Genomic DNA, 13520 nt, shown 5'->3' on the forward strand with positions numbered 1-13520 from the left:
ATAGCGAAGCTACGTCATACCGCGATTCATTCCATAGCTGTACGAACATTCATTTTTGAAGGTAAACTGCACAGCAAATGGTGTCATGAAAGTAGCTGACACTGGGATGGCTTTGTTGCATCGCTACTTATGAAAGGCTAACTATAATTAGGATTATAAGCAACTTATTGAAAATCTTGTTTTTTTGCAATCAATCTGATCAAATTTAAGAATAGTAATTTGTTATTTATATTAATAAATTTAATTCTATTGAAAATAGCTAAAGCATTGAAATTCTTGAATTTTAGCCAGATTAGTGAGTGGTAGTGAAATTTCTTTTACTCAAATTTAGGTATTCACTGACCGTTCTTGTTATAAATACCAGAATAATAAGCTACTGATATTCTCCACCTTTTTTATCTTTAATCCATCATAGCTAGCGATGCAACAAAGCCCACCGATTCATTCTACTGCAACGCAGAAAATTCGTACAATTGTGCATAATGTGGGGCTTCTGGCTACATTTTTCTATTGAACTCACCTTTTCTCTATGTGACAGATTTCGTATTAAATTTTAAATTTAATGCGCCTAGATATACAAGCATTCCTAGCAAAACCATAGGTATAGAAAGCAACTGCCCCATAGTTAAATCAAGCCACAAATAGCCAATTTGATAGTCTGGTTCGCGAAAAAACTCAACGAAAAAACGTGCTATTCCATACCACATAACTGCAATACCAGTTAACGCACCGTGATACAGTCTTATTCTAGTTAAGAAAAACAGTGAATTTGCAACTGCAAAAAGTAGCAGTCCTTCAAAAAGTGCCTCATAAAGCTGGCTTGGATGATGCAGCAAATTATCACCACTCTCTGGAAATACCATACCCCATGGCATAGTTGTAACTCTGCCAAATAACTCTCCGTTTATAAAATTGCCTATGCGACCTAAAAATAAACCTATGGGAACTCCGCAAGAAACTAGGTCCAGTGCATAAAATGTAGGGATATTATGTCTTTTACACGAAATTATTACTGCAAGCAAAACTCCTATAGCACCACCATGAAATGACATCCCTCCTTCCCAGGTCTTCAATATCTCAATAGGGTTGCTTATATAAAGAACTGGATCATATATCAATACGTAGCCAAGTCTACCTCCAAGGATAATACCTACAATAGTGGCTGTTAATAACGAATCGTAAAAATTCTTAGTAAATATTTTTTGGTCATCTAGCTTATGTAAATACCAATATGCAAACACTATACCCAAAACGTAGGCTAAGGAATACCAATATATAGAAACAGGACCGATGCTGAAAATTACTGGATTTAAAGACATATTTTGCTATAAATTATTCTTAGACAATCTACTTTTTTCACGATCCCACTCTCTCTGTTTTATGGTTGCTCTCTTATCGTAGAGTTTTTTTCCTTTTACAATGGCAATTTTAGTTTTTGCAAATCCTTTATCGTTAAAATAGACCGAAAGCGGCACAACAGTTATCCCAGCAGTCTTGATTTGACCAATTAGTTTATTTATCTCCTTTTTATGCAAGAGTAATTTACGTTCCCTTTTTGGTTTATGATTTTTTCGGTTCGCAGCTTTATATTCTGCAATATGCATATTGTGCAGCCATACTTCGCTATTCTTTTCAACAACGTAGGCGTCGGAAATATTTACTTTTCTTTCTCTTAGCGATTTAACTTCACTGCTTAATAAGACCATACCCGCTTCAAATTCTTCTAAGATGAAATATTCAAACCTTGCTTTCCTATTTTCTGCAATAACTTCCATATCTAAAGATATCTTTAAGCTTCAATATATTACAGAGTTTTTGACTTAATTCATAATAAAACAGTTATCCCAATAAATATAAGGTGCCAGGCTAGTCTGATAGCAACAGGATAACAAAAATCAAGTAAGTGCTTTTTCTGTCTCTCTAGGCACAAGTTCCTTTACTTCTTTCATTTCAGTTTTAGGCTTTGACATTATATATTGACCAGCACCAACTATGAGCGCAGATCCTGCAGCTAGCCCAATTATTGCTGGTACAGATAGGGCAGTAGCAAATGCAAGTGCAACACCAACTATCACTGCAGTTACAAAACACACAACAACACCTTTTACAATTGCATTTTTTGCAGACTGTTCTTTTTCTTTCATAATTGCATTTTTTCCAATTTGTTTTTCTTCCTTTTTCTCTGGAAGCTGCATTACATCTTTATTTTCAGTAAGATCCTTTGGCGTTTTTTTATTCTCATTTTTTAACGTTTGCTTTTTTTCCGCTTCCTCTAAAAGCTGAATTATACCTTGATCTTTAGTGAGGTCTCTTGGCGTTTTTCCATCAACATCTTTTAATGAAGGGTCTGCTTCAGTGTGTAGCAGAACTTTTACTATACCTTCGTGGCCATTTTTAGCAGCAAGATGTAAAGGAGTACGTCTATCACCATTTTTTGCCTTAACCTTTGCTCCTTTTGCGATTAGAGTTTTTACTATATCTTCGTGGCCATTTTCAGCAGCAACATGCAAAGGAGTCCATCTATCAGCATCCTTTATATTAACATCTGCTTTCTCAACTAGAATTTTTACTACCTCTATGCGGTTCTCTTTAGCAGCAATATGTAAAGGAGTATATCTTTTATTATTTTGTGCATTAACCTCTGCTCCTTTTGCGATTAGAGTTTTTACTACATCTTCGTGGCCATTTTTAGCAGCAAGATGTAAAGGAGTACATCCATCATCATCTTTTGCATTAACATTTGCTCCTTTTGCAATGAGAATTTTTACTACATCTTCGCAGCCCTCTCTGGCAGCAAGATGTAAAGGAGTACATCCATCATCATCTTTTGCATTAACGTTTACTCCTTTATTTAATAGGTTTTTCACCTCCTCTTCATTATTATGTTTAACAGCTGAATGCAAAGCTTTGATGTTCTCTTGTGCCTTTAATAGAGCTCCTTTTACCACTTCATGGCCTTTTTGAGAAGCAAATGTTAAAGGAGTCCATTTATAATGATCTTTCGCATTAACATCTGCTCCTTTTTCAATTAGAGTTTCTACTATATCTTCGCGGCCATTTGCAGCAGCAAGATGTAAAGGAGTCCACCCATCACTATTTTTTGCATCAACGTTGATTCCTTCTGCTTTTGATAGAACTTGTACTATCTCTTTGTGGCCATTTGTAATAGCAAGATGTAAAGGAGCCCATCCTTTATCATTTTCTGCATTAACATTTGCTCCTTTTCCAATTAGAGTGTTTACTACATTTTCGTGGTTCTTTTCAACAGCAAAATGTAAAGAAGTCCATCCATCACCATTTTTTGCATCAACAATTGCTCCTTTTCCAGTTAGAATGGTTACTACATCTTTGTGGCCATAGTGAGCAGCAATATGTAAAGGAGTAATTTTATTATCATGTTCTGCATTAATATCTGCCCCGTTTTCAATCAGAGCTTTTGCTACATTTGCATAGTTCCAATAAGAAGCAAGATGTAACAATTTGACTTTCTTAGAATTTTGACCACAAGATATAGTAAATATGTAATTTATGCCAGATCCACTATCGTTGTCAGGTTTACTCTTTTCCCACTCTTGACATAAATCTGGATCTTCTTCTTGTAACTTAGCTTTTATTTTTTCAACTATATTGTCCTTGCTCAAATCTGAAAGGTCATTTATTTTTTTTAATATTTCCATAAATTTGTCATATTTCATAACTTCCTCACTTAAAAAACATAACTTAGTTGTTATATCTTTCAACATAGAAGTCAAGAACCTAAATATTCGTTATTATCTTTCCTTAAAGAGTCATTTAAGTTATATTACAGACTATGAAAAACCTCAACTTTAGGAAGGAAATCAAGTTTTTTTCTCTGTCATTTATAATTTTATTTGTTCTATGGACTGTATTGTCTGGTTATTTTGAGCCGTTTTTTATTTTTTGTGGAGTGTTTTCCTCTATATTCACATCGTTTATCTTTAGAAGGTTGATAAACGCTGAAAGAGCTCTTAGCCAGATTTTAAATAGTACGAGTAGACTGTCGTTTTATAAGTTAGTAAGTTATATACCATGGTTAATGTACCAAATCATTTTATCAAGTGTTTATGTAACAAAAAAGGTGCTACAACTCAAATCTAAGCTTGAGCCAATCATTATCCTAAGAAAATGCAAAGGGCATAATGATGAAAGCATTGCGTTATTTGCCAATTCAGTCACAATCACTCCCGGAACTTTAACTATCAATGTTGAAAGTAAGCAGAAAACATATTTCTCTACCATGTATTTGATAGATAAAGATCTTGAAAGCGGCATTTCTGAAATAGAAAATAAAATCTTAAAAATACTACGTTCAGTTAAGTAATTGCTTTAAATAAGTTAACAGCATCCTTATATTCCCTTACAAGACTTTCAAGCATTTCTTTTGGAAGGCTATTGTTAACAATAGAACATAAATAATTATACAAATCTTCTAACCTTAATACGTTATTTCTCTTCTTGCTGTTGAATTTATACGGAAAAATACCTTCCATAACTTCAATAGTAGTAGCCTTGTTTAAAAATACATTTTCACTTGTCACGCTTATTCTTGCTAAAACAGTGTTAATTTCAGGTTCGTCACTCGTATAAAAATCTGATAGCTGAGTTATTCTAATAACGTACAAAGTTACTATTTTTGACAAGCAATTATCAGCATATTCACAATTTTTTATTACCTCCCACTGAGTAACCTGAGATTTACCTATTTTTGCATTGTTCGGTAATTTACTCATTGAACTTTCTCCATTTAATCCAGTGTAATAAATTATACTAATACTTTGTTAAATAAATAATAACGCGATTACAAAAATATATACTTATAGTGGTATATTATACAAAAATAGCACAATATCTAAGCATTAAAGCTAGTTTTAGCTGGGTACATGGGGCTATTCGTTATTTTGTGTTGTCCAGTGAGGTCCAAAATTAGAGGTCCACTTATATAAAGAGTTTAGTCTGCCTTCTTTGCTATAAAATAAGTTTTCCTTTTGAGCTGTTTTGTTAGTATTAACTAAATTCTAAACTAACTGTGCTATAATGAAAAAGATAAAACTCGGAATACTAATTTCAGGTAGGGGGTCGAATATGCAGGCCTTAATAGAAGCATGTCAAGATCAGAATTTTTCCGCAGAAGTTGCATGTGTTATCACAAATAATAGCGAAGCTGCTGGTCTGAAAATAGCAGAGCAAGCAGGAATCTCAGCGTTTATTGTTAAAGATAAACCGCTTGATGCTGGTAAAATTCACGAAATACTTGTTCAACATAAGGTTGATTTAATTTGCCTTGCAGGGTTTATGAGAATTCTCAAAGCTGATTTTCTGAGTAAATGGCATAACAAGGTGATAAATATTCATCCCTCTTTACTTCCGTCTTTTAAAGGTCTAAACGCTCAAGAGCAAGCTCTAAAAGCAGGTGTAAAAATTACAGGTTGTACTGTACATTATGTCACTCCTGAAGTTGATGCTGGAGCCGTAATTGCTCAAGTTGCTGTGCCAGTGCTACCAGCTGATGATATTCAAAGCCTCTCAGAACGCATTCTAGCTGAGGAGCATAAGTGCTATGTAAAAGCAGTAAGATCAATAGCAGAAAGTATTAATTATTGATCTTAAGTGTTTCTTCCAACTTCAACAAAAAATAAATTTTCTGGTTCCAGCAAAGAACTTGCCAGTTCGTTTACTTTCTCTAATTTAACGTCATTAATGACATTCGCATAATTATTTATACGGTTAACATCACGATCATTTATCTGCATATCATCCAGCAGCATTGCTGTATTTATGTTATTGGACAGGCGAAGGACAAGATTATTTACCAAGCCAATTTTTGCATCCTTGAACAATTGTTCGTCAATTCCTTTCTTTTTTATCCTGCTCAATGTATCTCTTATTGCAGATATGGATTGACTGGCAGTAGAGCTATCAGTACTTAAACCCCCAGCTATAATATTTCCATGCGTATAACTGGCCATAGAGGCACTAATACCATAAGTAATTCCAAGATTTTGCCTTAGTTCTTTCATCAGCACTGAATTCAGCCCCATACCACCAAGCGCATTAACCAAAACTTGAGCATTATAGTAGTCTGGATCTTCATAAGCTATACCTTTTTGAGCAAAAAGTATCACACTCTGTGGTATATCCATAAAAATATTCTTACTTTCTGCAGGACCAAAATCATTTTTCACAGGTATTTTTCTAACTTTTGATCTTTTTGACGGCAATTTAGATAAATATTTATCTAATAGCGTAATAATTTCTTCTTTTTTTGCACAACCAGCAACACTGATAACTATGTTATCTTTAGCAAAATTACGCTTTATGTATGTTAAAACATCGTCTCTAGTAATGCTCACTCTAGTGTCAAGAGTACCGTACATACTTTTTGAGTAAGGGTGTTTTTTAAACAACAACGTATTCAATTCTTCTACAGCAACAAAGCCAGGATTTTTTTCAAGATTATTAAAATCAACTTTGGCTTTCTCGAAAACTCTATTCAACCCTTCAGGGTCAACTTTAGGACGCATTATAGTATCGCTCAGTAATGAAATTGCTTCCTCTAGATTGTCAGACAAAGTATTTAATGAAACCCTAAATGCTTCTAAATCAGCAATAAAATTTAAACTAATCCCTTTATCTTCAAGCTTTTTCGCAAAATCTTTGGCATCATTTTTTCCTGCCCCTTCTTGAATTATAAGAGAAGTAAACCAGGTAAGTCCCTGTTTTTCTGCATTCTCATACACATAACCTGCATCCTTGAATGATATATTTAGTGAAACTTTTGGCAAATCATGATTTTCTACAAATAAAAACTTAAATCCTTTACGGGTAGTGACCTCCTCTATATTTAGGTTACCACTTGCTTGTAAATTAAAGCCTAGACAGAAAAAAAATAGAAATATAATTTTACTTATTCTCATTATTATCTCCTTTTGGTAATAAACGACCAATTAACTTATTAGCAGAAAAAATAGCACGGATTTTATTATTTACATCCTCTAGATTGACATCATTAATCTTGCTATATGAAATATCTATTTCATCAAGTGGAATGCCAAGTGCTAGGTGCGGCACATAAAACATTGCTATATGAGTTAAGTCAGATAGATTATCAAACTGTGCTGCTTTGTATCTATATTTTGAGCTTTGTAATTCCTCGCTCGTCACCCCTTTAGATACGAAGCCATTAATAGTATTATCTAACTCTCTTTCAACAATATCTAAATTAGCGCCACTTTTTGGAATTATCATAATATCAATGTAGCCATCACTAAAAGCTAGGCTATTATAATAAGCAAACACTGATACTGCCACATCTTTATCTAAAACCAAATCTTTATACAGTTTGCTGGATTTGCCGCCACCTAAAATGTCAACCGCTAAATGAGCAGCAGAGGCTTCATTTATGTGATCAAATAAGGGAACACGATAACGAAAATATAAAACTGGTTCTTTTACTTCAGTGCTTTCTAAGGTCACCGATAGACCTGCGTTATGTACTGGTTCCTGATTAGGGTAATGCCTAATTATAGGCTTAGCTTTAATTTCGCCATATTTTTCTTCTGCTAATTTCACTACTTCATCAAACTCCACATCACCCACAATCAGCAATATTGCATTACCAGGGTGATAATAACTATCGTGAAACCTCACTATGTCATCCTGATTGTAAGTTTTGATATCGCTCTCCCAGCCAATAACAGATCTACCATAGCCAGTACGATAAAATGCACTATCCATTTCTTCCCATAACAAGTTATGAGGTTGGTTATCAAATCTCATTTTTCTTTCTTCCAGTACAATGTTTTTTTCTCTATCTATTTTGTCTTGAGTAACATTAAAGTTTCCCATTCTATCTGCTTCAACTTCCATTGCCAGTGGTAAATCTTTTTTGGGGACCAACTCATAATAACAGGTATATTCTTTAGTGGTAAACGCGTTAAATTTAGCCCCAATGCTACTCATAGTGGCTTCTATGTCTTTAAACTTTCCTGTAGTTTTAAACATTAAGTGTTCAAAGTAGTGAGCCAATCCTGCTTTGCCGATTGGATCATCCATTCCCCCAACTTTGTATATTACTGCATGTAAAACGGCTGGAATCCGATGATTAGAAACAACATAAACATCTAGTCCGTTACTGAGTTTAGTATATTTTATGTTGTGCTCTATGTTTAAAGCATTCGAAGAAATTGGGTAAGTAAAAAAAAGTACAGGTAGTATAAGAAAACTAAAAAACTTATGAAGCATTATTTCGACCTAATATAAAAACAATTATTTTATTCCTCATTTTGTTTAGAAATAAGCATATCGTATATATACCACTTATATAACAATGTAAACATTCCACAAACTATAGATAAATCTGCTAAATTAAAGGCTGGCCAATACCAATCATCAATATGAAAATATATGAAATCATATACAGCTCCCCAATAGATCCTATCAACTACGTTTCCGATTGCTCCACCAATCATCAGAGAAAAACCAAGGTAAGTTGACTGATCGTCAGACTTGTATATCAAATATGCAAGTATACCAATTATTAGTATTGAAAATGCTGAAAAAAAGAAACCGCCATGTGGTAAAGCGCTACACATTCCAAAACTAATACCTGAATTCCAAACTTCAACTAGTTTTATAAAACTAGCGATCTCAATTGATTCTCCTTCATCAATCAATGAGTTTATGTACAATTTGCTCGTTTGGTCAATCAATACTATAATTAATATAACAACTAAGCATAACTTTTTCATAAATTTGCCTTTAACCTATAAACTTTAAGTATATCATAATTTATCTGTTTTGTTAACTCCTCAATACTATGGAATTTTTTTTCTGACCTTATGAATTTTAAAAGTTGTATATTGACTTTATGACTATATACGTCTTCATCAAAATCGAATATGTGCATTTCTATTATAGGCTTTTTCAGATCCTTAAAAGTAGGTCTCATACCAATATTGACTACTCCATATAACCAATTTGGATTACTATCAGGAAAAGTCACTCTAGCGTAATATGTGCCAAACTTAGGTTTTATCATGCAATCTTCTATAGGAATATTTATGGTTGGAAATCCTATTTCTCTACCTCTACATGCACCTTTTGTCACAACACCAGAAACTTGATAAGGCCTGCCGAGCAATTTATTAGCAATTTCTATTTCGCCCCTTTGTACATACTCCCTTATTGAAGAAGAAGAGCAAATTTTGCCGTCAATTGTTAATGGCTCTAATTTAGTTAAAGAGTATCCATATATTTCAGAATATTTCTCTAGAGTTAATATATTACCCAATCGTTTATGACCAAAAGTGCAATTTTCTCCGACAATTATGTGTTTAGCGCCATATTTATCTATTAAAATCTCACTGATAAAGTCATCGCAGCTAACCTCAGAAAAACCTCTATTAAAATTAATAATATATAAGTAATCTATACCATAGCTGCTGATTAGTTCCTTTTTTTGTTCTTGGTCTATTAACCTAAAATTGTTTCTACCAAATAAAACAGTTGATGGGTGAGGCTCAAAAGTTAAAACTGCAGAGGGTAATCCTCTTTCTTGTGCTACCTTCTTTAGAGTAGAAATTGCAAACTCGTGTCCTAAATGAATGCCATCGAAATTTCCGAAGGTTAGTGCTATATTATTTTCTATTCCTTGCTCACAATTATAAATAATTTTCATACAATTTGATGTTTTTACATGTTTCTTATATATAATAACTATATTTTAGTAAGCTACGGAGATAAATTGTGAAAAATGTTGTGATATATGTAAAGAAGGGCTGTCCATACTGCATAAGGGCAAAGGATTTACTAGATAAAAAAGGTGTGAAGTATGAAGAAATTGATGTGCTCAAAAACTCAGATCTATTTAACGACATAAAATCAAAGTATAACGTTAGAACAGTTCCACAGATTTTTATCAACGATAAGCACATTGGGGGGTGTGACAAATTGATGGATCTTGAAAAAGAAGGAAAGTTGGATGATATGCTAAATAATAATGACAATCACACTGATGTCACAACCTACACAAACAGCAATGATGAATGTGGAGAGTGTGTTATACCACATGATGATTTTATGTAACTTTTTATCTTGTTTTGTCGTGTAATACGTAAATGAAAACTAGTATGCTCACTTTAAACAATTCTTAATGAATTAAAAATACAATTCATTCAGTGAGTTTTTTTAGTGGGAAAAAATGACAAAAAATATTTCAATTATTAGCAGAAACTTAATTAGTATCGAATTAGTTAACAAACAAGATTTAGAGAATTTCATCAAGATTTTCACAGTGCTTGATAAACATATAGCAGCTAAAACACTTTTTACAGAAGAAGTGAGAATAGAGTATAAACAACACAACGGCATAGAAGTTGTTGAATTGCTAAAAGATACAGACTTTACATATCATGAGGTTGAAAATGTATTGAACCACCTGAGTAAACATGGAATGAAGGTGCCCAGCAGTGTTATAGCACACACCCTTTTTTCTGCATGCAATCACGCACTTGAATCTAAGGATGTAGCATTTTCCTTTTCTGAAGGATTTCCACAATTTAACATCAGAGTAAATAAGAACACCTTCATAATAACTCCTATGAGTGAAGAGAATTTGGAATTGAATTCACAAAATAGCAGAACGCTTATAGAGTCACTAAAGAGCGAAAAAAGTATTTATGATTGTATAGTAGAAGAAAATACCATTAAAGTTATAGTGCATTCTGAAATACATCAAGCTATAAATTTGATTATAAAATCACTGATAAAGTCTCGCCTTTTAGCAAAAGAGGAAGAAGGAAAATTCAAAGAGAAATTGAGACAACTTGCTTTTAAGGATCAAGCTTTTGTTGAGTATTCTAGCATCAGAACCATCAATAGGTATCCACATAATCATCCTCTGAGGAAGCATGAAAGTGTTACTAAGGATATAGAAAATATTTTATGTGATTTCATAACAAATGAGAACAGCGAGTTTGCTATAGAGCGACTAAATAGGCTGAGCTCAGCAGTTTCTCCGGATACTCCAAGAATCATCACTAAAACTATAGATAAACTTGTTAAGTTTCACTAAGGTATACGAGAGCCAATAGACTTCTTATATTACCTTCTGTCATCCAAGTAGCTTGGCTACTTGGTTCTTTTTTTGGGTTCCAGCTATGTACATAGCTGTATGAACATTGTAGCCGTTATTCAAGTAGCCCGCAGAAGCGAAAAACTTACTTGACAAACTCCGCCAACTCCCTTATCATGAAACTGAAGCTATTTATTTATCTTCTCTGTACAGATTAAATGACAAAAAAACTCACGTATCTGGCGTCTCATGTTTAATTTTTTGCACTATGTGCACCTTATGTCTTTATAAAACTTCTAGGTTTTTACCTAATATAAGCTAAAATGCGCTTATAAAGCATTTAAAACATAAAAAAACGCCAACTTAAAAAATGGATAGTGAATAACTAGCTACCCTAGGGTTTCTTTTGCCTTTTTTTCTGTTTAGTAAATTTCTTAATGTTTATAATTTAGATTAGTTGCGGCTTAAAAGCAACTGAATCGCGGTTATTAAACGTTTAGAATAAAAAAACGCCATACTTGAAAGTATAATGTAAGTAATTAGCCAACCACGGGGCTTCTTTTGCCTTTTTTTTGTTTGGTAAATTTTTTAACATTTATAGCTAAACGACAACCGTCATCCCACTACTTGTTAGCGGGATCTAGAGATACCGCGAATGAATCGCGGTATGACGGTTCGTGGCGGTATGACGGTTCGCGGTGGCATGACGTAGAATTTTATACTCACCAACTCAGTATTCCAACCTGGATTGTATCTTATCGGTAAAAAAGAAGAGCTATTTTAGGAAGTTTTTATAGGACTAAAACCAAAGAAAACTTGCATATAAGTTTATCAAGATGTAAAATTAAAGTTATTTTAAAAGAATAGGTTAATTATGAATCTTGTAACAAAATCTGCTATCGATTTTACTGCTTCATCTGTTCTCTCTGACGGAGAAATTGTTGATGATTTCTGTCTGAGTAAGCGCATAAAAAATAAGTATGCTGTCCTTTTTTTCTATCCACTTGATTTTACTTTTGTTTGCCCAACTGAATTGATATCGCTCAATAATAGAATAAATGAGTTTGCAAAGCGTGGTGTTGAAGTGATAGGAATAAGTGTAGATTCAAAATTTTCACATTATAAATGGCGAAACACTCCAGTTAATGATGGTGGTATTGGAGAGATTAGCTACACTTTAGTGTCTGATATCAAAAAGTCTATATCAAGAGACTATGGGGTCTTATATGATGACTCAATTGCGCTGAGAGCAACTTTCGTTATTGATGATAAATTTATTGTACGTCATCAATCGATAAATGATTTGCCTTTAGGGCGTAATATCGATGAATTCGTTAGAATCGTTGATGCAATTAAACATAATGAAGAGCATGGTGAGGTGTGTCCAGCAGGGTGGAAAAAAGGTAAGCCAGCAATGCAGGCAAGCGATGAAGGAGTAGCTGATTATCTAAACTCATATAGTGAAGAATTATAAGTTTAGTACAAAAGTTCTTATTATTGGATCCGGGGCAGCGGGTTATGCTGCTGCTATATATGCAGCACGTGCAAACTTAGAGCCAATTGTAGTAACGGGAATGCAGCCTGGTGGTCAGCTTACAATTACTACAGATGTTGAAAACTATCCTGGTTTTGTTTCAATACAGGGTCCAGAACTAATGGAGCAAATGAGGTTTCATGCAGAAAAGGTTGGAGCAAAAATAATAGATGATGAGATAAAAAGCGTTGAACAACTTGAGGACTTTAATGAGTATAGATTTAGATCTTCTGGTAATATCAATGACTACTATTCAGATGCAATTATCATTGCATCTGGTGCGCAAGCGAAGTGGCTTGGTTTAGAAAGTGAAAAGAAATTTCAGGGTTATGGGGTTTCAGCTTGTGCGACTTGCGATGGTGCATTTTTTAGGAATAAAGTTGTAGCTGTGATTGGTGGTGGAAACACTGCTGTTGAAGAAGCAATATTTTTAACTCGATTTGCCAAAGAAGTGATATTAATACACAGGCGTGATAAATTAAGAGCGGAAAAAGTAATGCAAGGTAGGCTCTTTAAAAATGATAAAATAAAAGTAATGTGGAACCATACCGTAGAGCAGATTCTTGGAGAAGAAAATCCAAAAAGGGTTGCTGGTATTGCGATTAAATCAGCAGAGATCGATAAAACCCAAGAATTAAAAGTGGATGGAGTGTTCATTGCAATCGGGCATGCACCAAATACGGGTATTTTTAAAGGCTTTGTTGAAATGGATGAGCAGGGTTACATCATTACAAAACCTGGAACAACTTTAACTAGTAGGGCAGGAGTGTTTGCTGCAGGTGATGTTCAAGATAAGGTATATCGTCAAGCAGTAGTTGCAGCAGGAACAGGATGCATGGCTGCGCTTGATGCAGAAAAGTTTTTGGAGTCGTAGTTAATTCTAGGATTTTAGAT

Annotated in this window: 14 protein-coding genes; 6 read left to right on the plus strand and 8 right to left on the minus strand. The window is 33.8% G+C overall.

Annotation, left to right across the window (positions count from 1 at the left end; genetic code table 11):
• Nucleotides 1-527 precede the first annotated feature (527 nt).
• The 3 genes from lgt to ACICQD_RS03530 all read right to left on the minus strand — a co-directional run bounded on the left by lgt (nt 528) and on the right by ACICQD_RS03530 (nt 3695).
• The gene (gene lgt / locus ACICQD_RS03520) at nt 528-1319 is read right to left on the minus strand and encodes a prolipoprotein diacylglyceryl transferase (protein ID WP_010962823.1); all 792 of its coding nucleotides are present in this window, start codon (nt 1317-1319) and stop codon (nt 528-530) included.
• A 6-nt stretch (nt 1320-1325) separates the two neighbouring features.
• A complete protein-coding gene (gene smpB, locus ACICQD_RS03525; protein ID WP_007548863.1) occupies nt 1326-1775 on the minus strand; it encodes an SsrA-binding protein SmpB in 450 nt (149 codons plus the stop codon).
• 120 nt (nt 1776-1895) lie between these two features.
• The gene (locus ACICQD_RS03530; RefSeq protein ID WP_395461597.1) at nt 1896-3695 is read right to left on the minus strand and encodes an ankyrin repeat domain-containing protein; all 1800 of its coding nucleotides are present in this window, start codon (nt 3693-3695) and stop codon (nt 1896-1898) included.
• Nucleotides 3696-3811: 116 nt separating this feature from the next.
• Here ACICQD_RS03530 and ACICQD_RS03535 point away from each other — a divergent pair, with 116 nt between their 5' ends.
• Nucleotides 3812-4342, plus strand: coding sequence for a Na+/H+ antiporter subunit E (locus ACICQD_RS03535; RefSeq protein WP_010962821.1), 531 nt, complete (start codon nt 3812-3814; stop codon nt 4340-4342).
• Here ACICQD_RS03535 and ACICQD_RS03540 read toward each other — a convergent pair.
• Complete coding sequence (locus ACICQD_RS03540; protein ID WP_010082489.1) at nt 4335-4751, minus strand: hypothetical protein; 417 nt, start codon at nt 4749-4751, stop codon at nt 4335-4337. The genes ACICQD_RS03535 and ACICQD_RS03540 overlap by 8 nt on opposite strands.
• A 304-nt stretch (nt 4752-5055) precedes the next feature.
• Here ACICQD_RS03540 and purN point away from each other — a divergent pair, with 304 nt between their 5' ends.
• Nucleotides 5056-5622, plus strand: a complete 567-nt coding sequence (purN, locus tag ACICQD_RS03545; RefSeq protein WP_264329499.1) for a phosphoribosylglycinamide formyltransferase — start codon at nt 5056-5058, stop codon at nt 5620-5622.
• A 2-nt stretch (nt 5623-5624) separates the two neighbouring features.
• Here purN and ACICQD_RS03550 read toward each other — a convergent pair whose 3' ends face one another.
• The 4 genes from ACICQD_RS03550 to ribF are packed head-to-tail and all read right to left on the minus strand — an operon-like array spanning nt 5625 to nt 9697.
• Entirely contained in the window at nt 5625-6935 is a 1311-nt protein-coding gene (locus ACICQD_RS03550; protein WP_264374012.1) for a M16 family metallopeptidase, read from the minus strand.
• The gene (locus ACICQD_RS03555) at nt 6922-8262 is read right to left on the minus strand and encodes a M16 family metallopeptidase (protein WP_395461598.1); all 1341 of its coding nucleotides are present in this window, start codon (nt 8260-8262) and stop codon (nt 6922-6924) included. The genes ACICQD_RS03550 and ACICQD_RS03555 overlap by 14 nt, the downstream gene beginning before the upstream one ends.
• Before the next feature lie 29 nt (nt 8263-8291).
• Nucleotides 8292-8768: a signal peptidase II gene (gene lspA / locus ACICQD_RS03560; protein ID WP_006279329.1), complete on the minus strand. Its 477-nt coding sequence runs from the start codon at nt 8766-8768 to the stop codon at nt 8292-8294.
• Complete coding sequence (ribF, locus tag ACICQD_RS03565; RefSeq protein ID WP_010082493.1) at nt 8765-9697, minus strand: riboflavin biosynthesis protein RibF; 933 nt, start codon at nt 9695-9697, stop codon at nt 8765-8767. Before ribF ends, lspA begins: the two co-directional genes overlap by 4 nt.
• Nucleotides 9698-9765: 68 nt before the next feature.
• On the opposite strand from ribF, the gene grxC reads away from it, so the two are divergent.
• The 4 genes from grxC to trxB all read left to right on the plus strand — a co-directional run bounded on the left by grxC (nt 9766) and on the right by trxB (nt 13500).
• Complete coding sequence (gene grxC / locus ACICQD_RS03570) at nt 9766-10104, plus strand: glutaredoxin 3 (RefSeq protein WP_007550037.1); 339 nt, start codon at nt 9766-9768, stop codon at nt 10102-10104.
• A gap of 115 nt (nt 10105-10219) precedes the next feature.
• Nucleotides 10220-11092 carry a hypothetical protein gene (locus tag ACICQD_RS03575; RefSeq protein ID WP_395461599.1) on the plus strand — a complete coding sequence of 291 codons (873 nt, stop codon included), beginning with the start codon at nt 10220-10222 and terminating at the stop codon, nt 11090-11092.
• Nucleotides 11093-11966: 874 nt separating this feature from the next.
• Nucleotides 11967-12566: a peroxiredoxin gene (locus ACICQD_RS03580; RefSeq protein WP_012673206.1), complete on the plus strand. Its 600-nt coding sequence runs from the start codon at nt 11967-11969 to the stop codon at nt 12564-12566.
• The gene (gene trxB, locus ACICQD_RS03585) at nt 12553-13500 is read left to right on the plus strand and encodes a thioredoxin-disulfide reductase (protein ID WP_395461600.1); all 948 of its coding nucleotides are present in this window, start codon (nt 12553-12555) and stop codon (nt 13498-13500) included. The genes ACICQD_RS03580 and trxB overlap by 14 nt, the downstream gene beginning before the upstream one ends.
• Nucleotides 13501-13520 lie beyond the last annotated feature (20 nt).

Origin of the sequence: Wolbachia endosymbiont (group A) of Therophilus tumidulus (assembly GCF_964277345.1) — a bacterium.
In the GTDB taxonomy this organism is placed as follows: Bacteria; Pseudomonadota; Alphaproteobacteria; order Rickettsiales; family Anaplasmataceae; genus Wolbachia; species Wolbachia pipientis.